Source organism: Stenotrophomonas sp. T8, from assembly GCF_051853085.1.
In the GTDB taxonomy this organism is placed as follows: Bacteria; Pseudomonadota; Gammaproteobacteria; order Xanthomonadales; family Xanthomonadaceae; genus Stenotrophomonas; species Stenotrophomonas sepilia.
This window is the reverse complement of the sequence record NZ_CP195329.1, coordinates 1,304,567-1,330,688: the sequence shown is the minus strand read 5'-3', so window position 1 is coordinate 1,330,688 and position 26,122 is coordinate 1,304,567. Positions and strand designations below refer to the sequence as shown.

Sequence of the window (26,122 nt, the reverse complement as noted above, 5' to 3'; positions counted from 1 at the left end):
CGGGTCCTTGGAAGAGAAAAGGCTGCGAGGTCGCCGCGTGACTTGGCAGCGGCTTCTCCCAAGTAAGAGCCCGCATCCACCGAAGTGGAGAACAGGGATTCGATGAATTTTTTCTGACAGTCCACGACCACACGGGCCTCAGCGACTGCCGACCCGCACTGTGTCGCCTTCGCGCCTCACCACGAAGCGTGGGTCGCGTTCAAGGAAGGCCTGCAGCGCACCGATGCGATGCGCATCAAGGCTGCCGGACAACCGCGCCGATGCTGCGCCTTCGTCCAGCACGCGCACCTGCACCTGGTTGTGCCGGTTGAAGGCAGCTGCCACCTCATCGAGCCGCTCATCGAGGAAGGAGACTTTGCGCTGCTGCCAGTCCAGCAGCATCGACAGCGGCATGTCCACTGGCTCGACGGCATGGCTTCGCGCGTCGACCTGCACCACCCGGCCCTGCTCCAGCTGGGCCAGGCGGCGGGCACCCGCGCCCTGGCTCCAGACCTCGACCTCGCCGGAGACCACGCCGATGCGGGTGCTCTGCAGCCGTCGCGATACATCGAATACAGTGCCGATATCCCGGATCTCCAGGCCGTTCACTTCCACCTCGAACGGACGGCGGTCGCGGGCGATGTCGAACGTGGCCTCCCCCTGCAGCAGCTCCACCCTTCGACTGAACCAGCTCATGCGTACCCGCAGTCGGCTGTCCGCGTTGAGCCGCACCTGGGTCTGGTCGGGCAGCACCAGGTCGCGGAGTTCACCATGCCCGGCACTGTAGAGCTGCTGGGTGGGCATCATCTGCGAAACCAGGCCCACGCCGAGCAGGGCAACACAGGCCGCGGCAGAGACCGTCCACCAGCGCACGCGACCGCGACGCAGCGCGGCGCGGGGCGGCGCGTGCGCACGACCGAACAGCGGCACCACCTTGGCGGCGACCTGCTGCGGTGGCACCAGCGCCGCATCAGCCAACGGCGATTGCAGCGCCTCGCCCACCTGCCGGTGCAACGCGAGCGCGCGCATGTAGGCGCGAACATGCTCGGGCGAGCGCTTCATCCAGTCGAGGAACGCGACACGCCCGGCCTTGTCCAGCCCCCCCTCGCGATTGCACAGGAACCAGTGCGCCGCCTCACGTTCGATCGCGTCGTCAGGCCTGCGTGATGGATACCGATTCATGTGAGCTCCCTGGCGCCCAGCGCCTTCCTGCAGGCCTCCAGCCCCTTGCCGATATGCTTGCGCACCATGTGCACCGACACCTGCAGCTGCTGGCTGATTCCCGGGCAGTCCAGCCCGTCGCGGTAATGCAGCTCCATCACCCGGCGCGTGGTCGCCGGCAACCGCGCGATGGTGCTGCGGATATCGTTCCAGCGCTGCGCACGCTCGAATTCGCCCTCGATGTCTTCTTCGCTTTTCAGCACTTCGGCCAGCAGATCGACGTCCTCGAGCGGCGGTAGCGACGACCGCGCTCGTGCATGTTCGCGCGCCAGGTTGGCCGCCACGGTGAACAGGTAGGCTTCCGGGTTCTCGACCGCGTCGGCATCCTCGCCGGTGCTGCGCAGCAGCCGCAGGTAGACCTCCTGCGCCAGGTCTTCGGCATCCTCGCTGGCCGAACCGCGACGCAGGAAGAAGCCACGCAGCAGCCGGCGCCGCAGTTCGTAGCTCTTCTCCCAGATCCTCACGCTGTTCACGGCCGGCCAACCACCCCGAGGCTGGAAAGCCCAGCAGGGTGACGGCCATTGATGACAGGGGCGTTGCAGCAGACGAACGCACCAGGCATTCCCCGCCCGGCACGTCGGCGCACGATACGGCGCGCTGCTCCAACTCTTGCTTGCCAGAAACCGAAGCCGGGCCCGCCTATCGAAGGCGCGAGGACGGGCCTACGCTTGTCTCCTCGGTGGCTGCCACGTCCGCCCTTCGCGTCACGGCATTGCCGTGGCGACCCCGCTCCAGTGCTGTGCGCCCTGATGGTGTTGTCGCCTAGGCAGACGTCCGAGCGGCGCCCTCCGGAGACAGTCATGAACCAATTTCTGATCCCCTTCGATACCGACCCGCTGGAAACGCGGGAGTGGCGTGAATCGCTGCAGGCGGTGATGCAGGCCGGTGGCCGGCCACGCGCGCACTACCTGATCGATCAGCTGAGCGGGCTGGACGCCCCGCAGCACGGCGACCTGCATACCTGCGCATGGACGGCCTACGTCAATACCATCCCGCCCGAACGCCAGCCGGCCTATCCGGGCGACCTGGCCGTCGAGCGCCGCCTGAACGCGATGATCCGCTGGAACGTGATGGTCATGGTGCTGCGTGCTGGATGCAGGACGCCATGGGCAGGTATGGCATCGACACCGGCAAGCGCGACCCGGCCCCGGTGTAAGGCGGCGGTGTTCACCACGCCCGTTGTGCGGGCGTGGTGAACGCAGGATCGCTACGGCATGCGTTTGAACAGGTTGGTCTGCAGGATCGGCGTCCCGTCGTGAGCGTAGAACGCCTTGGTCTCGGTCATCGTCGCCTGGTCATCGGCCACGGTGTAGATACGGGTGGAGGCCGGCGTACCGTGGTCCACCAGCTGCATCACCAGGGTGTTCGGCGCCGGCAGCTTCAGGTTGGCCTTGTCCGCGCCATAGGTACCGGACAAAGGGCCCGGCGTACCGTCCAGCGCCAGCGTGCCGTCGGACTTCATGGTATTGCCATCATGCAGGACGATATCCACGTGCGAGCTCCAGCGCCCACCACCGGCGTCCTTGAACTCCAGCACCACCCGCTTCGGACGCTGCGCCTCGGGCAGTGCCGAGGTCGCGGTGTCCAGCGACCAACGCCCCAGCAGCGGCGACGGGGACGCTTCCACCGCCAGCGCCAACCCGGCCGGCAGCGAACACGCACACAACAACACAGCGGACAACAGCTTCATACGTTGCTCCGTTCCAGTGAAGAAGGTGCTGCGTGACGCGTTGTGGGGCGCAGCGCTTCGGATCGTGCACAGCATCGGGGCCCCGCACAAGGCAGGGCGCTGAACGCGCGGCAACCTCGTTCGCGCCTCCCGCGATTCAGGTCTGGCGGCAAGGCCTCATCACGTCCTTGTCGATACAGATCGTTACGTTATAACATTTCACGCCTATTTCACGAGTCCTGCTATGCGTCGCCACCTGCTTGCTGCCGCCATCCTGCTCGCTGTCCACACCGCCCACGCTGCGGACGCGCCTACCCTTCCCACCCTCCAGGTCCAGGCCTCCCCGCCCTCGCGCGTCGACAGCCGGGTCACCGTCGACAATCCACAGGCGCAGAACCGTACCCTCGGAAGCCTGCTCGAACATGTCTCCGGCGTGCAGAGCAGCGCCTTCGGGCCGAACGCGGGCGCCCCGGTCATCCGCAGCCTCAGCGGCAACCGCGTGCAGATCCTGCAGGATGGCCAGTCCATTCTCGGCATGAACGCGATCAGCGGCGACATCAACATTCCGTTCGATCCACTGTTCGTGCGCAGCGTCATCGTCAACAAGTCCTCCGATACCGTGCGCTATGGCGGCAATGCGATCGGCGGCAGCGTGGAGATCGATTCGGGCCTCATCCCGCGCAGCCTGGAAGACACGGAGCAGTCGATGGAGCTGGTCCTGCGCAAGGGCTTCAATGCCGCCGACGCGCAGGGCTTCCGCATGAACTTCAACAACCAGCGCAACCTCTCGACCAACCTGCAGGTCTCGCGCCAGCGCATCTCGCACTACGACATCCCGGGCAACAGCAAGGCCGACGTCTGCAACACCCGCCTGTTCCCGCCGACCGGCGGCGTCAACTCGGCGCTGGCCGACAGCTGCCAGAAAGAGGCGCGCGTCCAGCAGATCTACAACAAGGCCTCGCAGCCCTACATCGACCAGTTCATGAGCGAGAATCCGGACTGGGCCGATGGTGACTTCTCGTTCTACACCAACCATCCGACCTCGGTCTGGCAGCACCGCACCTACATCAATCCGGCCAACCCGGCCTACGTGCCCGGCACGCCGTCGTACGTGCAGAAGCAGATCAACAACGATGTCACGCCCGACTACCATCACCGGCTGGGCAACAGCTACGCACGCAACTCGCAGGTGGCCTTCGGCTCGACGCTGTTCTTCGACCGTGGCTACGTGGGTGTCAGCATCGATGCCAAGGACAGCGAATACGGCGTGCCGGGATTCTCGATGCAGAACCTGTCGTTCGGTTCGAACTATGCTGATGGCCTGCCGGTGGGCGTGGTGATCAAGCAGGAACGCTACGCGCTGGACGCCCTGCTGCGCGATCCGCTGCCGTGGTTCGAGCGCGCGGAGCTGCGAGTTTCCAGGCTGGACAACACGTCGGGCGAGCGCCTCGGTGCATCCAAGGCCAATGACTACGACTTCGAAAGCTCCCAGGCCGAGCTGCTTCTGAGCCATCAGCGCATCGGTCCGCTCAGCGGCCTGCTCGGCTTCAGCCACCAGTCGCGCCAGGTCACCGGCAGCGGTTCACTGCGCTACCTGCCCGACGTCGACACCCGCAGCAACGCGGTGTTCCTGAAGGAGACGCTGGACTTCGGCTGGGCCAGTTTCGATGCAGGCGTGCGCCACGAGCGCGTTGACCATGACCTGCAACCAAGCCGCTTCAAGACAGCGCGCAATGCCGCCAACACGAAATTGCAGGACCGCGACTACCGGCTCAACAGCTACACCCTCGGATCGTATGTCGAGCTAGGCCCCTTGTTCGCCGCCAAGGTGCGCTACGCATCCTCGCAGCGCGCACCGGAGATCAACGAGCTGTATGCCAGCAACGCACACTATTCGGTGATGACCCAGGAAGAAGGCAACCAGAACCTCAAGCCTGAGCGCGCGAAGAACCTGGAGCTGACCGGCCTGTTCCACATCGGCGGTTTCGAGCTGTCGGCCACCGCTTACCGGATGAAGTACGAGAACTATCTCTACCTCGGCCATTCCGGCCTGCAGACCGCCAACCGTCTGCCGCTCAAGTACTGGAAGCAGACCGACACCACGGTGAAGGGTTTCGAGATCGACGCATCTCAGGTGCTGGACTTGGGCCGGTATGGCACGTTGAACATCTCTGCCTTCGCCGATCTGGTGAAGAACAAGGCCGACCACCCCGATCCGCTGCGCGCCCACAACGATGGCGAGTACCTCCCGAACATGCCGACCAACCGCTACGGTGCCAACCTGCAATGGCAGCGCGAAGGTTGGAAGGCGCAGCTGTCGAGCACCTACTACGACACGCAGAAGTACCTCGGCCGCAACGTCAGCGAGGAAATCCCGCTGGACGCGTTCAACCTGGTTGATCTGCAGGTCAGCCGCGAACTGCCGGTGCGCAGCAGCTACATCGCCGGCATGGAAGTGTTCGTCAACGGCAGCAACCTGCTCAATGAGGAAGCGCGTCCACACAACTCGCCGCTGAAGTACATCGCGCCGCTGCCGGGGCGGGGCTTCCAGGTGGGTGTGACGCTAAAGCTCTGAGGAGAGCCTGATTCGGTCGCCATCAGCGATCTATGATCGCTGGATGGCACGCCGGGACCCTGCATCCGCGCAAAGAAAAACGCCTGCAGATCGAGGATCTGCAGGCGCTTCTTTGTATCTGGCGGAGTGAGAGGGATTCGAACCCTCGATAGAGCTTTTGACCCTATACTCCCTTAGCAGGGGAGCCCCTTCGGCCACTCGGGCATCACTCCGGGGTTTTCTCCGCGTCTGGTGCGTCGCACCTCAGCGGGGCGTGAATCATAACGTTAATCGAGTGCGAAGGTAAAGCGTTATTCGGCAGAATTTTCGCTACCGGTGCCACCGGCTTCATCACCACGCTGGATGCGCTGATAGATCTCTTCGCGATGCACAGCGACGTCCTTCGGCGCGGTGATGCCGATACGCACCTGGTTACCCTTGACGCCAAGCACGGTGACGCTCACCGAGTCTCCGATCATCAGGGTTTCGCCGACGCGGCGAGTCAGGATCAACATTTTTGTAAGTCTCCATGGAACCGTGTGGAAGGGTATCCCCCACCGGCTTGACGCTCCGTCAAGAAGCGCTACCACGACAAAGGGAAAAGATTCGCAATGGTACCGTCAGCCGTCCCGCTCCTACAAGGAGGGGGACGGCCAGGTTCATCACAGGCGGGGGCTGACCCATTCGACGACGGCAGCCAGCGCAGTGGCAAGGGCGGGCCCGTCCTCGCCACCACCCTGGGCGAGGTCCGGGCGTCCGCCGCCCTTGCCCCCGATCTGACCGGCGATATGGGACAACAGTTCCCCGGCCTTGACCTTGCCCATTGCGCTGCCGTTCACGCCTGCGACCAGGGCCGCCTTGCCGTCCTGGGCGCCGGCCAGCACGATCACCGCGTCGCCCAGCTGCTGCTTGAGGCGATCCATGGCGTCACGCAGGGCCTTGGCGTCGAAGCCCTCCAGGCGGGCAGCCAGCACCTTCACGCCAGCGACCTCGACGGCCTGGCCGGACAGGTCGGCCGTGGCACCCGCAGCAACCTTGGCCTTCACGGCCTCCAGTTCGCGCTCCAGCTGCTTCTGGCGCTGGCCGAGGGCACGGATCTTCTCGACCACGTCGGCGGCGCTGCCGCCGAGCAGCTCAGCGGCCTCGGCCAGGCGGGCCTCTTCGGCGTCCACGTAGTCCAGCGCGCCCTGGCCGGTGACGGCCTCAATGCGGCGCACGCCCGCGGAGACGCCGCCCTCGGAGGTGATCTTGAACAGGCCGATGTCGCCGGTACGGTTGACGTGGGTACCACCGCACAGCTCGGTGGAGTAGTCACCCATCTTCAGCACGCGCACGTGCTCGCCGTACTTCTCGCCGAACAGGGCCATCGCGCCGAAGTCCAGCGCTTCCTGCATGCCCATGGTGTGCACTTCGGCGGCGTTGTTGGCGCGCACCTGCTGGTTGACCTTGCGCTCGATCACCGCCAGTTCGTCGGCACTGATCGGCTGGAAGTGCGAGAAGTCGAAACGCAGGCGGTCCGGGGCGACCAGCGAGCCCTTCTGCTGCACGTGGGTGCCCAGCACTTCGCGCAGGGCGGCGTGCAGCAGGTGGGTGGCCGAATGGTTGAGGATGGTGGCGCCGCGGCGCTCGCCATCAACCTGGCCGGAGAGCACGTCGCCGACCTTCAGGCCGCCGCCGGACAGGGTGCCGACATGGCCATGGAACTGGCCGGCGAACTTCTGGGTGTCTTCCACCACCAGGCGCACGCCGTTGCCGGTCAGCACGCCGGTGTCGCCGACCTGGCCGCCGGACTCTGCGTAGAACGGGGTCTGGTTGGTGATGACGATGACTGCGTCACCCGCATCGGCCGACTGCACCGGACGACCGTCCTTGAGCAGGGCCAGCACGCCCAGGCCGTCGGCCTGCAGGCGGTCGTAGCCCAGGAACTGGGTCGGGCTGAGGGTCGCCACCAGCTCGGCTGGCAGGGTCACGCCGCCACCGAACTTGCCGGCCGCGCGCGCGGTCTCGCGCTGCTGCTCCATCGCGGCATCGAAGCCGGCGATGTCGACGGTCAGGTCGCGCTCGCGGGCGATGTCCTGGGTCAGGTCGAGCGGGAAGCCATAGGTGTCATACAGGCGGAAGGCGTCAACGCCCGGGATCACGCCATTGCTGGCCTTGCCGGCCACGTCTTCGAAGATCTTCATGCCGGCATCGAGGGTTTCGGCGAAACGCTCTTCCTCGGCCTGCAGCGCACGGGTGACCGTGTCCACCGCCGCCGGCAGTTCCGGATAGGCCTCGCCCATCTGCTCGACCAGCGTCGGCACCAGCTTGCTGAAGAACGGCTGGCGCACGCCCAGCATCCAGCCGTGGCGCAGGGCGCGGCGGATGATACGGCGCAGCACGTAACCCCGACCTTCGTTGGACGGCAGCACGCCGTCGACGATCAGGAACGAGCAGGCGCGGATGTGGTCGGCAATCACGCGCAGCGACTTGTTCTCCAGGTCGGTGGTGCCGGTCAGCTCGGAGGCCTTGCGGATCAGCGCCTGGAACAGGTCGATCTCGTAGTTGGTGTGCACGTGCTGCAGGATCGCAGCCAGGCGCTCCAGGCCCATGCCGGTATCCACGCACGGCGCCGGCAGCGGCACCAGGGTGCCGTCGGGCTGGCGGTCGAACTGCATGAACACCAGGTTCCAGATTTCGATGAAGCGGTCGCCGTCTTCATCCGGCGAACCCGGGGGGCCGCCTGCGATATGGTCGCCGTGGTCGTAGAAGATCTCGGTGCACGGACCACACGGACCGGTGTCGGCCATCTGCCAGAAGTTGTCCGAAGCGAACGGCGCACCCTTGTTATCGCCGATGCGCACGATGCGCTCTTCCGGCACGCCGACCATGTCGCGCCACAGCTCGTAGGCTTCGTCATCGGTCTGGTAGACGGTGACCAGCAGGCGTTCGGCCGGCAGCTTCCAGACCTGGGTCAGCAGTTCCCAGGCCCAGGCGATCGCGTCCTTCTTGAAGTAGTCGCCGAACGACCAGTTGCCCAGCATTTCGAAGAAGGTGTGGTGGCGTGCGGTGTAGCCGACCTGGTCGAGATCGTTGTGCTTGCCGCCCGCGCGCAGGCAGCGCTGCACGTCGGCCGCGCGCACGTAGCTACGCTTCTCCGCGCCGAGGAACACGTCCTTGAACTGCACCATGCCGGAGTTGGTGAACAGCAGGGTCGGATCATTGCCCGGCACCAGCGGCGCCGAGGGCACGATGGTGTGGCCTTTGCCCTTGAAGAATTCAAGGAAGTCGCTGCGGATCTGGGATGTCGTGAATTTGGCGGATGCGTTCATTGGGGGCTGGCAGTCTGCGGGCCGGCGGACCCGGACCACCGGCCGTGTTGGCCAGAGTCGCGAGGGACCGCCGAAAACCTAAAGGGTATCAGGCCCGGCGCCGCCAGTCTCAGTCATCCGGGTCGTAGCGGGTCGCACGGCGGATGCTGTCGCCGTCGAAGCCCCGTCGGGCCAGCAGATCGGCGGCCTTGCGCCGCTGCGTCAGGTCCTGCGGACCGGCCTCGCCAAAGCGTCGGCGGACCAGATCACGGGCGTTCTCCTGCCAGTCGCCTTCGTAGCTGTCCATCGCTGCAGCAATCGCGGCACTGTCCAGGCCGTGGGTCCCCAGCTCGGCGCGGACATGGATCGGCCCATAACCGGTGTTGGCGCGCATCCTCACCAGGTTCTCGGCAAAACGGGTGTCATCCTGCCAGCCCGCCTCGGTCAGCTTGGCGACAGCGGCCTGCGCGGCTTCGTCTTCGATGCCACGGGCGGTCAGCTTGCGGGTGAGTTCCTTGCGCGAGTGCTCGCGGCGGACCAGCAGGCCCAGCGCCCGTTGGACGGGAGTCTGCTCACGCTGCCGGCGCTTGCGGCCGGTGGGAATGTCTTCGGCGTCGGACATCGGTGCTCCAAGGGTGGCGCCGTCCTTGGCGCCCTGCCCATCCCTGGGCGATTCGAACCTGCGGGACAGGGCGACGTCACTGACGGCGCCGCCCTGCCCCACAGCAAGCCTTACTCGTCGTCGCCTTCGTCGTCGCCTTCCTCGCGGGCCGCTTCGGCCGGCTGGAATTTCTCACGCAGCTCGGCCTCGAGCTTGGCGGCGACGGTCGGGTTGTCGCGCAGGTAGCCGCGGGCATTGTCCTTGCCCTGGCCAATGCGCTCTTCACCGTAGCTGTACCAGGCGCCGGCCTTCTCGACCAGCTTGGCATCCACGCCCATGTCGATCAGCTCGCCCTCGCGGCTGATGCCTTCGCCGTACAGGATCTCGGTGATCACCTGCTTGAACGGAGGCGCCAGCTTGTTCTTGACGACCTTGATCTTGGTCTGGTTGCCGATGATCTCATCGCCCTTCTTGATCGCACCGATACGGCGGATGTCCAGGCGGACCGAGGCATAGAACTTCAGCGCGTTGCCACCGGTGGTGGTTTCCGGGCTCTGGCCCGGCATCATCACGCCGATCTTCATGCGCAGCTGGTTGATGAAGATCACCAGGGTGTTGGAACGCTTGATGTTGCCGGTCAGCTTACGCAGCGCCTGGCTCATCAGGCGGGCCTGCAGACCCGGCAGCTGGTCACCCATTTCGCCTTCGATTTCGGCCTTCGGGGTCAGCGCGGCGACCGAGTCGACCACCAGGATGTCGACCGAGCCCGAACGGACCAGCATGTCGGCGATTTCCAGCGCCTGCTCACCGGTGTCCGGCTGCGACAGCAGCAGGTCGTCCACGTTAACGCCCAGCTTCGCGGCGTAGATCGGGTCAAGCGCGTGCTCGGCGTCGATGAAAGCTGCGGTACCGCCCATCTTCTGGCATTCGGCGATGGCCTGCAGGGTCAGGGTGGTCTTGCCCGAGGATTCCGGCCCGTAGATCTCAACGACACGGCCCTTCGGCAGACCGCCAATGCCCAGTGCGATGTCGAGCATCAGCGAACCGGTCGGGATGGCTTCGACGGGCTCGACCACGCGGTCGCCCATGCGCATCACCGAGCCCTTGCCGAACTGCTTCTCGATCTGGCCCAGAGCAGCAGCCAAGGCCCGCTTCTTGTTCTCGTCCATCGTATTGGTCCTTGCAGAGGTCATGTCGTTGGGGGTGCTGTCTTTGGGGGTCTTCTTTGCCATGGGTTCACTTTAAGTCGGACGTATCGCACAGGCTGAGATTCTGCCCGGCGCTCTTAAAAGAATTATCGGACATCCGTACCAACCTCAGTGGAACCAGAGAATCGCCACAAAAGACCGCGGGGTAATGCACTATGGAGCGGGTCAACGATTGGGCCGAAGCAGGCCGCAATAGAGGCCTTCGATCGCAAAATCCTGGTCCGGCAGCACCTCGATCGGCTTGTAATCGGGATTGCGCGGCAGCAGGCGGATGCGGTCCTTGGCGATCTTCAGCAGCTTGACGGTGATCTCGTCATCGATGCGGGCCACCACGATCTGCCCAGAACGGGCGTCGCGGGTACGGTGCACGCCGATCAGGTCACCGTCGAAGATGCCCTCGTCGATCATCGAGTCGCCCTGCACTTTCAGCAGGTAGTCCGGCGCTGGCGAGAAGAACACCCGGTCCAGCACCACGAAATCGTCGGAGCCGATGTCGGCACCGATCGGCAGGCCGGCAGCGACCCGGCCCAGCACCGGCAAGCGCAGCACGCTGTCCGGAAGGCCCGGCTCGGCGAGCTTTTCGACCGGCGGTGCCTGCACCAGACGGATGCCGCGAGCCTGGCCCGGGATGCGACGGATCGCACCGGCCTGCTCCAGGGCTTCCAGGTGGTACTGGGCCGCGCGCACGCCCTTGAAGCCGAACGCACGTGCGATTTCAGTCTGCGACGGCGGTGCGCCTTCGCTCTCGATACGCTCGGCGATCAACTGCAGGATCGCCTGCTGGGTGTCGGTCAGGTCCATGATTAGTAGTATTACTACTAATGCGCACAACTGCAAGTGCCGGGTCTGTAGTGCCGCGCCATGCTCGGCAGTTGGGCCAATGGCCGCGCGGCAAAGGCAAAAAGCAGCCGACCAGCGATTGGCCCTACCGGAATCGCGCAGCGATTCCGCGGTTCCAGTGGGGAACCGCTGCGGCAAGCACACTATGTGTGCTTGCCGCTCCTCCATATCGAGTACAGGATCCACACGCCACAGAAGCCGGCGCCGATGAACCCGCACACCCCCAGCGCCAGCAGCCAGCGACTGGAGACCCCGCCAACGCTGTGCATCACGATCGAGGACCCGATGATCAGTGCGGCGGTGACGATACCCATCACCAGCCGGTTCGCTGCCCGATTCACCTGTTCGCCGAAGCCCTGCAGCGCGGTGGTTTCCACCTTCAGCTGGAGGCGGCCGCGGCGTGCGGCCTGGACCAGCTTGCGCAGGTCGCGCGGCAATTCCCCGGCGAAGTCGACCAGGCCCAGCAGGCTGCGTCGGCCACGCTTGAGCAGCGCCCTGGGCGCATAGCGCTGCAGCACCACCCGTTCAAGGAACGGGCGCGCGGCACTGGCCATGTCGAAATCCGGGTCCAGCTGGCGGCCCATGCCTTCCAAGGTCAGGAAGGCCTTGATCATCAGCGCCAGATCGGCCGGCAGGGTCAGGCTGTAGCTGCGCAGCAGCTGGGTGATATCGCCCAGCATCAGGCCGATGCGCAGGTCCTTCAGCGGCACGCCGCGATACTGGTCAACGAACTGGCTGATGTCGTGCTGCAGGCGGTTCTCGTCAACTTCCACGCCGCCGGCCCAGTCCAGCAGCACATCGGCCACGCCCTGCGGATCCTGCTCGACCAGCCCGTGCAGCAGCTGCGCGACCTGGAAGCGGCGCACTTCGGACAACGCGCCGACCATGCCGAAGTCAATCACGCCGATGCGGCCGTCACGCAGGTAGAGGATGTTGCCGGGGTGCGGGTCGGCGTGGAAGCAGCCGTCCTCCAGCACCATCTTGAGCACGATGCCGGCACCGCGCCGAGCCAGTTCGCGGCGATCCAGGCCCGCCGCATCGACGCCGGCCAGGTCACGCCCGGGAATGCCATTGACGAAGTCCTGGACGTTCAGGCTTTCGCAGGTCCACTGCCAGTGCACCCCGGGGATCAGGATGTCGTCACGGCCGTGGAAGTTGCGCGCGATGCGTTCGGCGTTGCGGCATTCGGCGGCGAAATCCAGCTCGCGTCGCAGCGACACGGTGAACTGCTGCACGACCTCGGCCGGACGATAGCGGCGCAGGTCCGGCAGCCGCGCCTCGACGATTTCGGCCAGGCGCGCCAGCAACCGCAGGTCGGCTTCAACCACGTCACGGATGCCGGGGCGGCGCACCTTCAGTACTACTTCGCGGCCGTCGTGCAGCCGTGCACGATGGGCCTGCGCCAGCGATGCGGCGGCCATCGGGATTTCATCGAGGAAGGCGAACACGTCTGCGGGCGAGGCACCCAGGTCGGCCTCCAGCTGCTCGCGGATATCGGCATACGGCAGCGCGGGTACCGCGTTCTGCAGTTCGGACAGCTCGGCGATCCATTCCGGCGGCAGCAGGTCAACGCGCGTCGCCAGCACCTGCCCGAGCTTGACGAAGGTCGGGCCGAGATCCTGCATCGCGCTGCGTACGCGCACCGGCGCGGTCATCCGCAGCAGTTCCTGGCGATCCTCGTTCCAGTGCAACAGGCGCCCTGCGCGCTCCAGCGTGGTGGCCAGGCCGATGCGCCGCACCACGTCACCGAAGCCATAGCGGATCAGGACGACCGCAATTTCCTGCAGTCGGCCCAGGTCACGGACCGTGCCCAGCGTTTCCCACATCATGCGTGCTCCGGACGATTACCGGAGCAGCATGTCACAGCTGGGCGTCGATGCCGCGCAATGCCGCCGCTACGGTTTGCCGGCGGATGGCTTCGCGGTCGCCCTCGAACTGGAACAGCTCGGCGCGGGCGTAGCCGCCGCGCCGCTTCCAGCCGATCCAGACGCTGCCGACCGGCTTGCCAGGGCTGCCACCGCCCGGTCCGGCAATGCCGGTCACCGCCACCGCGATGCCGGCACCGGAATTGACCAGCGCACCCGACACCATCTCCAGCACGGTTTCGCGGCTGACCGCACCGTACTGCTCCAGGGTCTGCGCCCTCACGCCCAACAGCCGCTGCTTGGCTTCGTAGCTGTAGACCACCATGCCGCAGTCGAAGAATGCCGACGAACCTGCGATGTCGGTCATGCACTTTGCAATCCAGCCACCACTGCAGCTTTCAGCGGTCACCAGCTGCAGCGAGGCCTGCTCCAGGCGCTGCCCAAGCGCGGCGGACTGGCTATTGAGTTCAGCGTCGGTGGGGATGGACATCGGCATGACGGTGGGGTGAAGAACCTGCACGTTGTACCGCAGATGACAGCCAGATGTCGCGCCCATTCGGGATGGTTGCGCTGCCGGCCGGCGGCCGGCACTACCGGGCATCGGCCGCTACCTCACCACTCCGGCGGTTTTTCCGGCAGCAGCGCGCGGATCGGGGCGCCATCGGCACTGCCGGCCAGCTTCTCGGCTTCGGCAATCGGCAAGTCGACATGCAGCATCCAGCCTTCCTCATCAGCCTGCTCACTGCGGATCACTTCCAGCTGGTGCAGGCGCGCGCGCAGGCGGCCGGCATCCGGCGGCAGGCGCAGTTCGCCGGAGACATGCTGCAGGCCCAGGCGCTTGCCCAGCACCGCCTGCAGCAGCTCCAGCCCCCGCCCGTCACGCGCGGAAATCCAGACCCGCTCACGACGCGACTCATCCGGGATACCGTCCTGGCCATCGTGGCGCACGTCGGCGCCGTCGATGCGGTCGATCTTGTTGAACACCAGCAATTGCGGCAGGTCACCGGCACCGACTGCGGTCAGCACCTCGTCGACCTGGGCGATGCGCTCCTCGCGGTGCGGATCGGCAGCGTCGACCACATGCAGCAGGAAGTCGGCCTCGCGCGCCTCGGACAGGGTCGAGCGGAACGCCGCGACCAGATCATGCGGCAGATCGCGGACGAAGCCGACGGTATCGGCCAGCACCACGTTGCCCCCCGGCACCGCGATGCGGCGCACGGTCGGATCCAGCGTTGCGAACAGCTGGTCGGCGGCATAGGCCTCAGCGCCGGTCATGGCGTTGAACAGAGTCGACTTGCCGGCGTTGGTGTAGCCCACCAGGGCCACGCGCGGCAGCTCGCTGCGCACACGCGCACGGCGCATCTGGGTGCGCTGCACTTCGACCTTTTCCAGGCGCTTCTGCAGCTGTTCCACCCGCTTCTGCAGCAGGCGGCGGTCGGTTTCCAGCTGGGTTTCACCCGGGCCGCGCAGGCCGATCGAACCGCCGCGCTGGCGCTCCAGATGGGTCCAGCCGCGCACCAGCCGCGTAGCCAGGTGGCGCAGCTGTGCCAGTTCGACCTGCAGCTTGCCTTCGTGGCTGTGCGCACGCTGGGCGAAGATGTCCAGGATCAGGCCAGTGCGGTCGATCACGCGGCGCTCGAGGAAACGTTCCAGGTTGCGCTCCTGGCCCGGGCTCAATGCATGGTTGACCAGGATCAGGTCGGCCCCGCTGGCGTCGGCCGCTGCCTTGATCTCGTCCAGCTTGCCGCTGCCGATCAGGGTCGACGGATTCGGACGGTCCAGGCGCGCAGTGATCGTCGCGGCGATGCTGGCCCCGGCCGAGCGGGCCAGATCACCGAATTCTTCGAGCACATCGTCTTCCAGCTTGCCGAAATGGGGCTGGATCAACAGGGCGTGTTCACCCTTTTTCGAGCGGTCAAACATTCACCGCTCCGGTATTACTCGTCTGCTTCATCACCTGCCTGACCACCTTCACCCGACTGCACGTAACCGCCGCCCGGACCGACCTTCACGTTGCGTGCCGGAACGACGGTGGAAATGGCGTGCTTGTAGACCATCTGACTGACCGTGTTGCGCAGCAGAACCACGAACTGGTCGAACGACTCGATCGTGCCCTGCAGCTTGATGCCGTTCACCAGGTACACCGAAACCGGCACGCGTTCGCGCCGCAGTGCGTTCAAGAAAGGATCCTGCAGCGATTGCCCCTTGGACATTGCACACTCCTGATTATTGTTCTTATTGGGTTGCCGACGGTTGCCGCGGCCCCCGAGCCGCCCGCCGACCGATGATGTTACACGGCTGGCGGGGATTCAGCGTGCGACGAAGGTCGACACCGCGCTGGCCAAGCGCTCACCATCAACATGGGGGTCGAACCAGCGCGCATCAAGCTCGCCGCGCAGCCAGGTCAGCTGGCGCTTGGCCAGTTGCCGGGTGGCAAAGATCGCCTTGTCACGGAAACGGGCGGCATCCTCCTCCCCGTCCAGGTACTCCCAGGCCTGCCGATAGCCGACCGCACGCACTGCCGGCAGGTCCAGGGGCGCCGCCACGGCAGCCATTTCCGGCATCGCGCGCAATGCCCGCACCTCGTCGAGAAACCCCTGCCCCAGCATGGCGTCGAAGCGCGCCTCGATGCGCTGGTGAAGAACCGCACGGTCGCGTGGGGCGAGGATAAGCTTGAGGGTGCGCACCGGCAATGGCGCTACGCCCGGCCGGCGCTGCCATTCAGTAATGGGGATACCGGTCAGGCGATAGACCTCCAGCGCCCGCTGGATGCGTTGCGGATCGGTGGCATGGATACGTGCGGCGGCGGCCGGGTCGACCTTGGCCAGCTCGGCGTGCAGTGCCGCCCAGCCACGCTCGGCCGCCTCGGCGCTGAGCGCTTCGCGTATTGCCGGGTCGGCCTCCGGCATCGGCGACAGGCCCTGCAGCAGCGCCCGGAAGTACAGGCCAGTGCCACCGGCCAGGATCGGCGTCCTGCCACGCGCCACGATGTCGGCCACGACCCGCCCGGCATCGGCGGCGAACTCGGCCGCCGAGTAGGTCTGCCAGGGGTCACGCAGGTCCAGCAGATGGTGCGGCGCCTGCGCGCGCTCCGTCGCATCGGGCTTGGCCGAACCGATGTCCAGGTGGCGGTATACCAGTGCCGAGTCGACGCTGACGATTTCCCCATCCAGCTGCCGTGCCAGGGCGATCGCCGTGGCGGTCTTGCCACTGGCCGTCGGCCCCATCACGGCGATCGCCAGCGGCCGCCGGTCGATGCCCATCAGTCTTCGTCCGGCCAGCGGATCGTCGGCGTGGCGTCGGCGCGCGGCGTTGGCACGGCCTCGACTGCCTGCCAGATCTTCAGCGCATCGACGGTGGCCGCCACGTCATGCACGCGTACGATGCGCGCGCCACGCTGGACTGCGATCAGGTGCGCGGCCACCGAGGCCGCTACCCGCTCGGACGGCGTATCGCGACCTGTCAGTTCACCGAGACTGCGCTTGCGCGACAGGCCGGCCAGCATCGGCACGCCCAGCTCCAGGAACCGCTCGGAGCGTGCCAGCAGGGTCATGTTGTGGGCAGTGGTCTTGCCGAAACCGAAACCGAGATCGATCAGCAGGTTCTTCTTCGCAATGCCCGCCATCTCGGCAGCGAACAGACGCTGCACCAGGAAGCCGTGCACCTCGGCGACCACGTCGTCGTAATGTGGATCGACCTGCATGTGGCCTGGCTCGCCCTGCATGTGCATCAGCACCACCGGCACGCCGGTTGCAGCGGCGGCGTCCAGCGCCCCTTCCTGACGCAGGCCGAAGATGTCGTTGATCATGCCAGCGCCAGCCGCCACGGCCGCGCGCATCACTTCCGGCTTGAAGGTGTCGATGCTGATCGGCACCCGGGTGCGTGCGGCCAGCTGCTCGATCACCGGAATCACCCGGCGCAGTTCCTCCTCCACCGATACCGGCGCAGCGCCCGGCCGGGTCGATTCGCCGCCGATATCGAGAAGGTCCGCGCCCTCCTCGACCAGCTTCAGGCCATGAGCGACTGCGGCCTCGGTGGTGTCGTGCGCGCCGCCATCGGAGAAGGAGTCCGGGGTGACGTTGACGATGCCCATGACCTGGGCACGGTCGAGGCGCAGGATGCGGCCGGCGCAGTCGAGCTGGGGCGAGGTATCGAACATGGGCAATCCTGCAGGGACAACGGTGGGTAGTTTAGTTCGGCAGGGCTGCGCCCTGCACCCGCAGAGGCAACGGCCACAGCAAAAGCCCAGGCCACAGCAGAAGCTGGTTTCCTGAGGGTAGGCGGGGTGGGTCCGGCTGCGGGAGACGCCGTGAACCCCGCTCCGCGGTCCGGCCCAGCCGCTGGCGGCTGTGCGTTCGGGCGCTTGCGAAGCAGTGCTTCGCAAGCAAAGCGCCCTCACCCATGGGGGCTTGGCCGCGGCATCCATGCCGCGGACACTCTCGCAACCGGACCCACCCCGCTTTCGACAGATTTCCGCGATCTGTTGGAACAAATACCGGGGTCAGATCCGTTTTCCGGAGGAAAACGGATCTGACCCCATATTGATTTCGATATCTGACAGAGATTCATCCACGCATGGCGTGGATCTACCGTGTCGACCAAGGTCGACAGCCACCAACAGCAGCAGGAATCTGTCAGAGGTGGGGCGGTGTCGGAGGGCGGGGTGTCAGCCGCATGGATGCGGCTGCCAAGCTTACAGGGACGTACTTGCAGCGCCCCCGCACTCCGACACCGCCCCGCCATCCTACGGAAAGCCCGCTGTTGCTGTTGCTGTTGAGGTTGCCGGCCAGCGGCCGGCACTACCGCGGGTGCAGGGCGCAGCCCTGCCGACACCCCCTCAACGGCGGCGGCGCTTGCGGTCCACGTACAGGGTCTTGGCGATGCTCAGCACGATGCCAACGGCGATACCCACCACGCAGCCCAGCAGCAGGTTGTCGGCCCCCAGGCCCACACCGACGCCGACCACGGTGGCGATCACCATCTCGGCGGTGTGGGAAATCGGTTCGGGCTTCGGGGCGGACATGCGGGCTCCAGCGTCAGTTCGGTTCTTCGGAATGGGCCGGTAGCCCGGAAACGACGAAGCCGGGTTGCCCCGGCCTCGTCTGGTGTCACGCGCAGCGGGCCGTCAGTGCGATTCGGCCGGGCCCGCGATCGGCGGCAGCGGACGGGCGTCGCCGCCCTTGTCGTTGCCACCATCCTTGTTCGACTTGCTCCAGCCGGCTGGCGGCGGCGGATCGCGGCCTTCCATGATGGCGTCGATCTGCGGCGCGTCGATCGTCTCGTACTGCAGCAGCAGCTGGGACATCGCGTGCAGCTTGTCCAGGTTGGCCGTCATCAGCTCGGTGGTGCGCGCGTAGGCTTCGTCGAGGATCTTGCGTACTTCCTCATCGATGCGGCGCGCGGTGTCGTTGGACACGCTCTTGTGCTGGGTGACCGAACGGCCCAGGAACACCTCGTCATCCTCTTCGCCATAGGCGATCGGGCCGAGCTGGTCGGACAGGCCCCACTTGGTGACCATGTTGCGGGCCATCTTGGTGGCGCGTTCGATGTCGTTGGAAGCGCCCGTGGTGACCTTGTCGGCACCGAAGATCAGCTCCTCGGCCACACGACCACCGTACAGCGAGCACAGCTGCGACTTGATCGCCACGCGGTTCATCGAATACTTGTCGCCTTCCGGCAGGTACATGGTCACGCCCAGCGCACGGCCGCGCGGGATGATCGTGACCTTGTAGACCGGGTCGTGCTCGGGCACCAGGCGGCCGACGATGGCGTGGCCGGCTTCGTGGTAGGCGGTCAGGGTCTTCTCTTCTTCGCTCATGGCCATCGAGCGGCGCTCGGCACCCATCAGGATCTTGTCGCGGGCACGGTCGAAGTGGTCCATGCGGACTTCCTTCTCGTTGCCACGCGCGGCGAACAGGGCCGCCTCGTTGCACAGGTTGGCCAGATCAGCACCGGAGAAGCCCGGGGTACCCCGCGCGATCACCATCGGCTCGACATCGTCGGCGAGCGGCAGCTTGCGCATGTGGACCTTCAGGATGTGCTCGCGGCCCTTCACGTCCGGCAGGCCAACCACGACCTGGCGGTCGAAACGGCCCGGACGCAGCAGCGCCGGGTCCAGCACGTCCGGGCGGTTGGTCGCGGCGATCACGATCACGCCTTCGCCACCTTCGAAACCATCCATTTCGACTAGCAGCTGGTTCAGGGTCTGCTCGCGCTCGTCATGACCGCCGCCCAGGCCGGCGCCACGGTGGCGACCGACGGCGTCGATTTCGTCGATGAAGATGATGCACGGAGCATGCTTCTTGGCCTGCTCGAACATGTCACGCACGCGGCTGGCGCCGACGCCGACGAACATTTCCACGAAGTCCGAACCGGAGATCGAGAAGAACGGCACCTTGGCTTCGCCGGCAATGGCCTTGGCCAGCAGCGTCTTGCCGGTACCCGGCGGCCCGACCATCAGCACGCCGCGCGGAATCTTGCCACCGAGCTTGGTGAACTTGGACGGGTCGCGCAGGAAGTCGACCAGCTCGCCCACTTCTTCCTTGGCCTCATCGCAGCCGGCGACGTCGGCGAAGGTGACCTTGATCTGGTCTTCGCCCTGCAGCTTGGCGCGCGACTTGCCGAAGGACATCGCGCCCTTGGCACCGCCGCCCCCGCCCTGCATCTGCCGCATGATGAACAACCAGAAGCCGATGATCAGGATGACCGGCAGGAAATTCATCAGGATCGCGCCCAGGGAGATGCCGCTGGACGGCTCCTCCTGCACGATCTCCACGTTCTTGGTGCGCAGCACGTTGATCAGGTCGCGATCGAACGGTGCGGTGATGGTGGATGTCTGCCCGCCGCGGGTGGTGTAGGTCAGCTGGCTGGTGCCACCGCGCATGTCGCCGCCGAAGGCGACCTTCTGCACGTTGCCGCTGTCCACCTGGTCCAGGAACTGCGAGTACGACGCACCCTGCGCGCCGGCTCCGGAGGACTTCGGCGAGAAGCTCTGGAAGACCACCATCAGCACGACGGCGACGACCACCCATAGCAGGAGGTTCTTGGTCAAGTCGTTCATCCTCATTGGCTCCGGTGTTCCTCTCAGTGCTGGCGTTGCGTGGGGGTCGAACTTGCGTACATTGCGAGCTTACTTCATGTGGGCGCGTTTTCCCTGACCCAAGGCGTACACCTCGGGAGAGCGCTTGCGCGAGGCTTCCGGCTTGCGGATGGAGACCTTGTCGTACCGGCGGCGCATGTCGCGCACGTAGTCGTCAAAGCCTTCACCCTGGAACAGCTTGATCAGGAACGCCCCACCGGTCTTGAGGTGGTTGTCGGCAAAATCCAGGGCCAGCTCCGCCAGATGCATCATCCGCGGCTGGTCGACCGCGCCCACACCACTCTTATTGGGGGCCATGTCCGACAGCACAAGGTCTACCGGCTGGTCCCCGAGCATGGCTTCAAACTGCGATAGGACGGCTTCTTCCCTGAAGTCACCATGAAGGAACTCCACGCCGGCCAGCGGCGGCATGTCCAGGATATCCAGGGCCAGCACCCGGCCGGTATCGCCGATCTGTCTCCGCACCTGTTGAGACCAGCCGCCCGGGGCCGCGCCGAGGTCGACCACCACCATGTGCGGCTTCAGCAACCGGTCACGTTCCAGCAGCTCTTCGAGCTTGTAGGCGGCACGCGAGCGCATGCCTTCGGCCTGGGCCTTCTTCACGAAGGGGTCGGAGAAGTGTTCCTTGAGCCAGCGCTGGCTGCTTTTGCTGCGGGTAGCCATTGAAAATAGGGGCTGATGGGGTCCTCATGATACCCTGATCGCCCCATTCAACCGTCTTTTCCTGCATGTCCATCGCCCTGACCGCCTCCCAGACCCGTTTCCTGCGCGGCCAAGCCCACGACCTGAAGGCCCTGCTGCAGACCGGCGGCAAGGGTGTGACCCCGGCCTTCATTGCTGAGCTGAACGAAGTGCTGGAGCGCCACGAGCTGGTCAAGGTGAAGGTCGCTGCCGAAGACCGCGAGGCCCGTGACGTGATGATCGGCGAGATCGTCGAAGCCACCGAAAGCGCGCTGGTGCAGCGCATCGGCCACGTCGCCGTGCTGTACCGCCCGAGCAGGGAACAGCGCCAGATCGTGCTGCCGCGCGGCTGATCGCCCTACCGTCATGCAGCTGAACCACGAACCGCCCGACTACGCCTACAGCCTGCGCGCCGCCGATGGCCGCTCGGCCAAGGTCAATGACCAGGTGCTGGACGGCAGCTTCTTCCTGACCCCGGACCAGCTGGTCGCGCATTGGCCGGTGGCGAGTGCCGCTGCGTTGCAGCTGGCGGACCTCGAGCCGATCCTGGCGCTGAATCCGGCGCTGATCGTGCTGGGTACCGGTGACCGCCAGGTGTTCCCGCCGGCGGTGGTAATGGCCGCCTGCCTGTCCCGCGGCATCGGCCTGGAAGTGATGAACAATCCGGCTGCTGCACGCACCTTCAACATCCTGGCCGGCGAAGGCCGCAAGGTTGCGGCTGCTTTCATCCTGGAAGGCTGAGTTCTCGAGCCACCGGCGCCTCCGGCCGCTAGCGGCCTGAAGGCGCGCAGCGGAGTGCCGAGAACTCCTGGAGCCGGCCGATCAGGTGGCCGCCCTGCCCCCATCGGATATCCATGACCTTCCAGTCGCGGTCCTGCCGCTGCAGCAGGACCCGGTCGGTCCAGCGATAGTCGCCCACTGCCATGTCGACGCGGACCCAGGTCGCGTCACCCCTCGATTCGGGCATTCCCACCGCTACCGTGTCCGGTCGATCCGGCGCCAGCAGATACGGACTCTGGTCGAGCATGTGCGGTTTCTCATCGTGCGCGGCCAACGCGGTACAGGCCCGCTCGTAAGCATGCTGCGCATCGACCGCTGAGCGCAGTGCATCGCCCAGCAGCGAAGAAATGGCCGTTTCGTTCGACGTCGGCGCCTGGATGGCGTCGTAGAGACGGGTGACCACGTCACGTGGATCGCTGGCGGCGGTCGCCAAAGGCGCGACGATGAGCAGCACGAAAAGGGCTGTTGGTCGAGACATGCGGCACCGGATCGGGGGGGGGCTGGTTCCGTTGAAGCATGCCGCTTCCCTGGCTTGCCGGGAAGCTTGAGATGCGCCACTGAAGATCGCAGATGGCCACTCGCGGCGGCCAGCGTACAGCGAGTCGAGCATGGTTCGACTCTACAGGTCAGGAACGCCAGGCATGGCCCGGCATTCCCTGTTCCAACCGCGTCACCGTGCCGGCAGGTACTGCTGCGGATCGACCGGCTTGCCGTTGTAGCGAATCTCGAAGTGGACCATGTCGCGGTTCGCACCGGTGCGGCCCATTTCGGCGATCTGCTCGCCAGCCTTCACGCTCTGCCCTTCATTCACCAGGCGCTTGCGGTTGTGACCATAGGCGGACAGCCACTGGTCGCTGTGCTTGATGATGATCAGTTCGCCGTAGCCGACCAGGCCGGCACCGGAGTACACCACCACACCGTTGGCGGTTGCCTTGACCGGCTGGCCGCTGGTGCCGGCGATGTCCACGCCCTGCTTGGTCGCGTCACCGGCCACGTAGCGGCCGACGATCGCGCCATCGGCTGGCCAGCGCCAGGCGATGTTGCTCTTGACCGGCCCGACCGGCGCCGGGGCCGGCGCGGTGCTGCCGCCACTGCTGCCAGCCGAACGCGGCGGGGTGACCACCGTGGTCGGCGCACGGCCGCTGGTGGCCCCCTGCGGATACAGGCGGATCACCTGGCCGGGGTAGATGGTCGACGGGTTGTCCAGACGATTCCAGGCAATCAGGTCGGCCGGGGTGATGTCATGGATGCGGGCCAGCGCATAGATGGTGTCGCCCTTGCGCACCACCACGGTCTGCCCAGGCTTGGGTACCGAGGTCTTCGGCGTGGTCACGCCACCAGCGTTGCCGCCGCCCGGGCGGACCACGGTGGCGGTACCGCAGGCGGCCAGTGTGGAAACCAGCAACGCCAGCGCGCCGATGCGCACTCCCTTGCTCAGACGATCAGGATTCATGCGAACTTCGACCTCCATACAAGCCAGGCGATCAGCACCACCACCAGCACGGTGGCGATCCAGCCCAGCGGTTCAATCCAGCGACGCAGCGCCGCTTCGGCACGCGCACCACCGATACGGATGACCGCGGCCAGCACGAACACGCGCTTGCCACGACCGATCAACATGCTCAACAGGTACTGCGGCATCGGTACGCCGACGATACCCGATGCCCACGTGAAGACCTTCATCGGGATCGGCATGAAGCCGCCCAGCACCAGGAAGGTGAACACCGCCCACGGTGATTCGGCCATCTTCGCCTGCACGGTGGTGATGCCCTGCTCGATCGCTGGAAGCATGCCCAGCGCCTCGAACACTGGCTTGATCGCCTCGAAAGCGTAATGACCCAGCGCGTAACCCATCAGCGCGCCGACCATCGAGCCCGCCAGGCTGAGGGTGGCGAACCACCAGCCACGCTTGGGCTGGGCCACGCACATCGGTGCCAGCATCACTTCCGGCATCACCGGGAAGATGATCGCTTCAAAGAAACTCAATACCGTCAGATAGGTCGGCGCGCGTTCGTGCGCCGCCCACTTCATCGCCCGCTCGTACAGCGGCCCGAAAATCTTCATGCAACCCTGCTCCGTGGATTAGTCGAGCATGCCAGACAGCAGCGGCACGAACGTGACCGGCGCCAGCACGCGTTGTTCGATGCTGCCATCGGGCTTGCGGTCCAGCTGCACCAGCGACTGTCCGCCCGGGCCACCCACCGGCGCCACCAGGCGCCCCCCTTCAGCCAGCTGCCCGACCAGTTCATCGACCAGTGCAGGCGCCGCGGCGGTGACCACGATGGCATCGAACGGACCGTGCTCGGCCCATCCGGCGCGACCGTCGTCATGCTTGGTGCGGATGTTCATGCCCAGTGCGCGGAAGCGCTTGCGTGCCTGCCGCAACAGGTCACCGATTCGCTCCACGGTGTAGACCTCCAGGCCCAGCGCGCCCAGGATGGCGGCCTGGTAGCCCGAGCCGGTGCCGACTTCCAGCACGCGCTTCGGCGCGACCTGGAGCACTGCCTCGGTCATCCGGGCGACCACCCAGGGCTGCGAGATGGTCTGGCCATGGCCGATCGGCAGCGCGGTGTCCTCATAGGCACGCGAGGCCAGTGCTTCATCGATGAACAGGTGGCGCGGCACTACCCGGATTGCGTTCAAGGTGGACTCGTCGACGATGCCAGCTTCGCGCAGGCGATCGACCAGACGGTCACGCACGCGCTGCGAGGTCATGCCGATGCCGACAGCTTCCGGCTGCAGTCGCAGGCGTGGACTCATGCCGGCCGGTCCAGCGCGGCGCTGAGGCCACCCACCCAGCTGGCCACTTTCTCCAGCGCCTGGTAGCGGGTCAGGTCCACCTGGATCGGGGTGATCGAGATGTGGCCGGTGCGCACCGCGTGGAAGTCGGTGCCCGGGCCGGAGTCCTGCTCGCGCCCGGCCGGGCCGATCCAGTACACCTCGTTGCCGCGCGGATCCTTCTGCGCGATGCAGCCTTCGGCACGATGGCGGTTGCCGAGGCGGGTGACCTCGAAGCCCTTGACCTCGCTCCACGGCAGATCCGGCACGTTGACGTTGAGGATGGTGTCGGCCGGCAGCGGATCGGCCTTGAGCCGGGCGACGATCTCCACTGCGGCACGCGCGGCGGTGTCGAAGTGCTTCGGATCGTGGTTGCGGGTGACCAGCGAGACCGCCACCGCCGGCAGGCCGAGGAAGCGGCCTTCCATCGCCGCCGAGACGGTGCCGGAATAGATCACGTCGTCGCCGAGGTTGGCGGCGTTGTTGATGCCTGACACGACGATGTCCGGCTCGAATTCAAGCAGGCCGGTCAGCGCCAGATGCACGCAGTCGGTCGGCGTGCCCGCCACCGAGACGGTGTAATGGTCGATGCGCTTGAGCCGGATCGGCAGGTCCAGGGTCAGCGAGTTGCTGGCACCGGAGCGATCGCGGTCAGGCGCGACCACCGTGACTTCGTGTCCGGCCTCGCGCAGGACCGAAGCAAGCATCCGGATGCCTGCGGCGTCGACACCATCGTCATTACTGACCAGGATTCGCATCTTCGATTTAACCGCTTGATTTTCCAAGAATTCGATTCCGTCACCGTGCAGTGTGGGCGGGACCGTCGTACTCCCCTGCGGAAGCCGTCGACCCTGCAAGGGCATCGTCTATTGTGCCGCATGCGAGCCGCCGGTCCTACCCTGCCGGCGGTCACGACCGACATCGAGCCGTCATAGGCAGACCCGCGCCGGCGGTTTACCCTGTGCGCATGTCGCACCCTGAAGACGAAGATCCGGCCGCGCTGTTCCGTGCGGCCATCGGTGAAGTGACGCCGCTGCGCAAGGATGCCGAACCGGCGCCTGCTGCGCCCCGGCCGAAGCCGCGCGCACGCATGGCCGAACGCGACGACGCCGAAGCCGCGGGCGAGTTCGCCCGGCTGCTGCGCGACAGTACGCCGCTGGAAGCGGGCGACGTGGCCAGCTACCGCCGCGACAACCTGCCACCGCGCCTGTTCCAGCGTCTCAAGCGCGGCCAGTATTCGGTGCAGGATGAGCTGGACCTGCACGGCGCCACCGCCGCGCAGGCGGAAACCCTGCTGCGCCAGTTCCTGCTGGAAGCGCATGCACACGAGTATGGCTGCGTGCGCATCATCCACGGCAAGGGCCTGCAATCCGATGGCGGTGCACCGGTGCTGAAGAACCTGGTCGATCGTCTGCTGCGGCTGCGCAACGACGTGCTGGCGTTTCATTCGGCGCCGGCCGGGCAAGGCGGCACCGGCGCGGTGCTGGTGCTGCTGGCACGGCGTTGAGAAACAGGGACGGAGGGAATCAAGTCGTTTGTGCCACAAACGACTTGATT

Annotated in this window: 26 protein-coding genes, 1 tRNA gene and 1 pseudogene; 5 read left to right on the top strand and 23 right to left on the bottom strand. The window is 66.1% G+C overall.

Going from position 1 to position 26,122, the window contains the following annotated elements:
* Positions 1-138: 138 nt before the first annotated feature.
* The gene (locus ACSDHM_RS06330; protein ID WP_188241241.1) at positions 139-1,161 is read right to left on the bottom strand and encodes a FecR family protein; all 1,023 of its coding nucleotides are present in this window, start codon (positions 1,159-1,161) and stop codon (positions 139-141) included.
* The gene (locus ACSDHM_RS06325; RefSeq protein ID WP_072166673.1) at positions 1,158-1,673 is read right to left on the bottom strand and encodes an RNA polymerase sigma factor; all 516 of its coding nucleotides are present in this window, start codon (positions 1,671-1,673) and stop codon (positions 1,158-1,160) included. The genes ACSDHM_RS06330 and ACSDHM_RS06325 overlap by 4 nt, the downstream gene beginning before the upstream one ends.
* 327 nt (positions 1,674-2,000) lie before the next feature.
* Here ACSDHM_RS06325 and aceE point away from each other — a divergent pair.
* Positions 2,001-2,339 (top strand): annotated as a pseudogene (aceE, locus tag ACSDHM_RS06320) (pyruvate dehydrogenase (acetyl-transferring), homodimeric type); the annotation flags it as partial.
* A gap of 68 nt (positions 2,340-2,407) precedes the next feature.
* On the opposite strand, the gene ACSDHM_RS06315 reads toward aceE, so the two are convergent.
* On the bottom strand, positions 2,408-2,890 hold the full coding sequence (locus ACSDHM_RS06315; protein WP_061480151.1) for a hypothetical protein: 483 nt from the start codon (positions 2,888-2,890) through the stop codon (positions 2,408-2,410).
* Positions 2,891-3,113: 223 nt separating this feature from the next.
* Between ACSDHM_RS06315 and ACSDHM_RS06310 the strand changes: the two genes are divergently transcribed.
* Positions 3,114-5,444: a TonB-dependent receptor gene (locus tag ACSDHM_RS06310; protein WP_227837800.1), complete on the top strand. Its 2,331-nt coding sequence runs from the start codon at positions 3,114-3,116 to the stop codon at positions 5,442-5,444.
* A gap of 119 nt (positions 5,445-5,563) precedes the next feature.
* Here the strand turns inward: ACSDHM_RS06310 and ACSDHM_RS06305 are convergent.
* The 15 genes from ACSDHM_RS06305 to rlmE form a co-directional block, all read right to left on the bottom strand.
* Positions 5,564-5,656 (bottom strand) — tRNA-Ser (locus ACSDHM_RS06305).
* 78 nt (positions 5,657-5,734) lie between these two features.
* Positions 5,735-5,938 (bottom strand): carbon storage regulator CsrA, encoded by a 204-nt coding sequence (gene csrA, locus ACSDHM_RS06300; protein ID WP_004152909.1) that lies wholly within the window; start codon positions 5,936-5,938, stop codon positions 5,735-5,737.
* Positions 5,939-6,085: 147 nt separating this feature from the next.
* The gene (gene alaS, locus ACSDHM_RS06295; RefSeq protein ID WP_439426767.1) at positions 6,086-8,734 is read right to left on the bottom strand and encodes an alanine--tRNA ligase; all 2,649 of its coding nucleotides are present in this window, start codon (positions 8,732-8,734) and stop codon (positions 6,086-6,088) included.
* A 109-nt stretch (positions 8,735-8,843) separates the two neighbouring features.
* Entirely contained in the window at positions 8,844-9,335 is a 492-nt protein-coding gene (recX, locus tag ACSDHM_RS06290) for a recombination regulator RecX (protein ID WP_061480154.1), read from the bottom strand.
* 110 nt (positions 9,336-9,445) lie between these two features.
* Positions 9,446-10,483: a recombinase RecA gene (gene recA / locus ACSDHM_RS06285; protein ID WP_005416046.1), complete on the bottom strand. Its 1,038-nt coding sequence runs from the start codon at positions 10,481-10,483 to the stop codon at positions 9,446-9,448.
* A 204-nt stretch (positions 10,484-10,687) separates the two neighbouring features.
* The gene (gene lexA, locus ACSDHM_RS06280) at positions 10,688-11,323 is read right to left on the bottom strand and encodes a transcriptional repressor LexA (RefSeq protein ID WP_005416045.1); all 636 of its coding nucleotides are present in this window, start codon (positions 11,321-11,323) and stop codon (positions 10,688-10,690) included.
* Positions 11,324-11,505: 182 nt separating this feature from the next.
* Entirely contained in the window at positions 11,506-13,188 is a 1,683-nt protein-coding gene (ubiB, locus tag ACSDHM_RS06275) for a 2-polyprenylphenol 6-hydroxylase (protein ID WP_072166933.1), read from the bottom strand.
* Between the two features lie 34 nt (positions 13,189-13,222).
* On the bottom strand, positions 13,223-13,723 hold the full coding sequence (locus tag ACSDHM_RS06270) for a CinA family protein (protein WP_176698757.1): 501 nt from the start codon (positions 13,721-13,723) through the stop codon (positions 13,223-13,225).
* A 116-nt stretch (positions 13,724-13,839) separates the two neighbouring features.
* Positions 13,840-15,150: a ribosome rescue GTPase HflX gene (gene hflX, locus ACSDHM_RS06265; protein WP_439426766.1), complete on the bottom strand. Its 1,311-nt coding sequence runs from the start codon at positions 15,148-15,150 to the stop codon at positions 13,840-13,842.
* 14 nt (positions 15,151-15,164) lie between these two features.
* Complete coding sequence (gene hfq / locus ACSDHM_RS06260) at positions 15,165-15,440, bottom strand: RNA chaperone Hfq (protein WP_004152891.1); 276 nt, start codon at positions 15,438-15,440, stop codon at positions 15,165-15,167.
* A 96-nt stretch (positions 15,441-15,536) separates the two neighbouring features.
* Positions 15,537-16,490: a tRNA (adenosine(37)-N6)-dimethylallyltransferase MiaA gene (gene miaA / locus ACSDHM_RS06255; protein ID WP_227837856.1), complete on the bottom strand. Its 954-nt coding sequence runs from the start codon at positions 16,488-16,490 to the stop codon at positions 15,537-15,539.
* Positions 16,490-17,386 carry a dihydropteroate synthase gene (folP, locus tag ACSDHM_RS06250; RefSeq protein ID WP_164093503.1) on the bottom strand — a complete coding sequence of 299 codons (897 nt, stop codon included), beginning with the start codon at positions 17,384-17,386 and terminating at the stop codon, positions 16,490-16,492. The genes miaA and folP overlap by 1 nt, the downstream gene beginning before the upstream one ends.
* A 678-nt stretch (positions 17,387-18,064) precedes the next feature.
* A complete protein-coding gene (locus ACSDHM_RS06245; RefSeq protein WP_049482998.1) occupies positions 18,065-18,250 on the bottom strand; it encodes a hypothetical protein in 186 nt (61 codons plus the stop codon).
* 102 nt (positions 18,251-18,352) lie between these two features.
* A complete protein-coding gene (gene ftsH, locus ACSDHM_RS06240) occupies positions 18,353-20,287 on the bottom strand; it encodes an ATP-dependent zinc metalloprotease FtsH (protein WP_005416038.1) in 1,935 nt (644 codons plus the stop codon).
* A 69-nt stretch (positions 20,288-20,356) separates the two neighbouring features.
* Positions 20,357-20,989 (bottom strand): 23S rRNA (uridine(2552)-2'-O)-methyltransferase RlmE, encoded by a 633-nt coding sequence (gene rlmE / locus ACSDHM_RS06235; RefSeq protein WP_005409014.1) that lies wholly within the window; start codon positions 20,987-20,989, stop codon positions 20,357-20,359.
* Positions 20,990-21,054: 65 nt separating this feature from the next.
* Here rlmE and yhbY point away from each other — a divergent pair, with 65 nt between their 5' ends.
* Both yhbY and ACSDHM_RS06225 read left to right on the top strand, forming a co-directional pair.
* Positions 21,055-21,360 carry a ribosome assembly RNA-binding protein YhbY gene (gene yhbY / locus ACSDHM_RS06230; protein WP_019658872.1) on the top strand — a complete coding sequence of 102 codons (306 nt, stop codon included), beginning with the start codon at positions 21,055-21,057 and terminating at the stop codon, positions 21,358-21,360.
* Between the two features lie 13 nt (positions 21,361-21,373).
* Positions 21,374-21,748, top strand: coding sequence for an Mth938-like domain-containing protein (locus tag ACSDHM_RS06225; protein ID WP_061480160.1), 375 nt, complete (start codon positions 21,374-21,376; stop codon positions 21,746-21,748).
* A gap of 28 nt (positions 21,749-21,776) precedes the next feature.
* Here ACSDHM_RS06225 and ACSDHM_RS06220 read toward each other — a convergent pair whose 3' ends face one another.
* From ACSDHM_RS06220 to surE, 5 genes are all read right to left on the bottom strand, one after another.
* Positions 21,777-22,265: a hypothetical protein gene (locus ACSDHM_RS06220; protein WP_072166688.1), complete on the bottom strand. Its 489-nt coding sequence runs from the start codon at positions 22,263-22,265 to the stop codon at positions 21,777-21,779.
* Between the two features lie 192 nt (positions 22,266-22,457).
* Entirely contained in the window at positions 22,458-23,240 is a 783-nt protein-coding gene (locus tag ACSDHM_RS06215; RefSeq protein ID WP_005416034.1) for a peptidoglycan DD-metalloendopeptidase family protein, read from the bottom strand.
* The gene (locus tag ACSDHM_RS06210) at positions 23,237-23,851 is read right to left on the bottom strand and encodes a YqaA family protein (protein WP_439426765.1); all 615 of its coding nucleotides are present in this window, start codon (positions 23,849-23,851) and stop codon (positions 23,237-23,239) included. The genes ACSDHM_RS06215 and ACSDHM_RS06210 overlap by 4 nt, the downstream gene beginning before the upstream one ends.
* Before the next feature lie 18 nt (positions 23,852-23,869).
* The gene (locus ACSDHM_RS06205) at positions 23,870-24,547 is read right to left on the bottom strand and encodes a protein-L-isoaspartate(D-aspartate) O-methyltransferase (protein WP_005416032.1); all 678 of its coding nucleotides are present in this window, start codon (positions 24,545-24,547) and stop codon (positions 23,870-23,872) included.
* Positions 24,544-25,323 (bottom strand): 5'/3'-nucleotidase SurE, encoded by a 780-nt coding sequence (gene surE / locus ACSDHM_RS06200; protein ID WP_005416031.1) that lies wholly within the window; start codon positions 25,321-25,323, stop codon positions 24,544-24,546. Before surE ends, ACSDHM_RS06205 begins: the two co-directional genes overlap by 4 nt.
* Before the next feature lie 209 nt (positions 25,324-25,532).
* Between surE and ACSDHM_RS06195 the strand changes: the two genes are divergently transcribed.
* Positions 25,533-26,072: a Smr/MutS family protein gene (locus tag ACSDHM_RS06195; protein WP_072166690.1), complete on the top strand. Its 540-nt coding sequence runs from the start codon at positions 25,533-25,535 to the stop codon at positions 26,070-26,072.
* Positions 26,073-26,122 lie beyond the last annotated feature (50 nt).

Bases quoted from the DNA above. Each gene is read 5' to 3' on its own strand.
- ACSDHM_RS06215 (WP_005416034.1), bottom strand. From the start codon at position 23,240: ATGAATCCTGATCGTCTGAGCAAGGGAGTGCGCATCGGCGCGCTGGCG.
- miaA (WP_227837856.1), bottom strand. From the start codon at position 16,490: ATGGGCATCGACCGGCGGCCGCTGGCGATCGCCGTGATGGGGCCGACG.
- ACSDHM_RS06315 (WP_061480151.1), bottom strand. From the start codon at position 2,890: ATGAAGCTGTTGTCCGCTGTGTTGTTGTGTGCGTGTTCGCTGCCGGCC.
- recA (WP_005416046.1), bottom strand. From the start codon at position 10,483: ATGGACGAGAACAAGAAGCGGGCCTTGGCTGCTGCTCTGGGCCAGATC.
- hfq (WP_004152891.1), bottom strand. From the start codon at position 15,440: ATGTCCAAGGGGCAATCGCTGCAGGATCCTTTCTTGAACGCACTGCGG.
- ACSDHM_RS06270 (WP_176698757.1), bottom strand. From the start codon at position 13,723: ATGCCGATGTCCATCCCCACCGACGCTGAACTCAATAGCCAGTCCGCC.
- ubiB (WP_072166933.1), bottom strand. From the start codon at position 13,188: ATGTGGGAAACGCTGGGCACGGTCCGTGACCTGGGCCGACTGCAGGAA.
- ACSDHM_RS06225 (WP_061480160.1), top strand. From the start codon at position 21,374: ATGCAGCTGAACCACGAACCGCCCGACTACGCCTACAGCCTGCGCGCC.
- hflX (WP_439426766.1), bottom strand. From the start codon at position 15,150: ATGTTTGACCGCTCGAAAAAGGGTGAACACGCCCTGTTGATCCAGCCC.
- recX (WP_061480154.1), bottom strand. From the start codon at position 9,335: ATGTCCGACGCCGAAGACATTCCCACCGGCCGCAAGCGCCGGCAGCGT.
- ACSDHM_RS06220 (WP_072166688.1), bottom strand. From the start codon at position 22,265: ATGTCTCGACCAACAGCCCTTTTCGTGCTGCTCATCGTCGCGCCTTTG.
- csrA (WP_004152909.1), bottom strand. From the start codon at position 5,938: ATGTTGATCCTGACTCGCCGCGTCGGCGAAACCCTGATGATCGGAGAC.
- ACSDHM_RS06310 (WP_227837800.1), top strand. From the start codon at position 3,114: ATGCGTCGCCACCTGCTTGCTGCCGCCATCCTGCTCGCTGTCCACACC.
- ACSDHM_RS06195 (WP_072166690.1), top strand. From the start codon at position 25,533: ATGTCGCACCCTGAAGACGAAGATCCGGCCGCGCTGTTCCGTGCGGCC.
- ACSDHM_RS06330 (WP_188241241.1), bottom strand. From the start codon at position 1,161: ATGAATCGGTATCCATCACGCAGGCCTGACGACGCGATCGAACGTGAG.
- folP (WP_164093503.1), bottom strand. From the start codon at position 17,386: ATGTTCGATACCTCGCCCCAGCTCGACTGCGCCGGCCGCATCCTGCGC.
- ftsH (WP_005416038.1), bottom strand. From the start codon at position 20,287: ATGAACGACTTGACCAAGAACCTCCTGCTATGGGTGGTCGTCGCCGTC.
- lexA (WP_005416045.1), bottom strand. From the start codon at position 11,323: ATGGACCTGACCGACACCCAGCAGGCGATCCTGCAGTTGATCGCCGAG.
- yhbY (WP_019658872.1), top strand. From the start codon at position 21,055: ATGTCCATCGCCCTGACCGCCTCCCAGACCCGTTTCCTGCGCGGCCAA.
- surE (WP_005416031.1), bottom strand. From the start codon at position 25,323: ATGCGAATCCTGGTCAGTAATGACGATGGTGTCGACGCCGCAGGCATC.
- ACSDHM_RS06245 (WP_049482998.1), bottom strand. From the start codon at position 18,250: ATGTCCGCCCCGAAGCCCGAACCGATTTCCCACACCGCCGAGATGGTG.
- rlmE (WP_005409014.1), bottom strand. From the start codon at position 20,989: ATGGCTACCCGCAGCAAAAGCAGCCAGCGCTGGCTCAAGGAACACTTC.
- ACSDHM_RS06205 (WP_005416032.1), bottom strand. From the start codon at position 24,547: ATGAGTCCACGCCTGCGACTGCAGCCGGAAGCTGTCGGCATCGGCATG.
- ACSDHM_RS06210 (WP_439426765.1), bottom strand. From the start codon at position 23,851: ATGAAGATTTTCGGGCCGCTGTACGAGCGGGCGATGAAGTGGGCGGCG.
- alaS (WP_439426767.1), bottom strand. From the start codon at position 8,734: ATGAACGCATCCGCCAAATTCACGACATCCCAGATCCGCAGCGACTTC.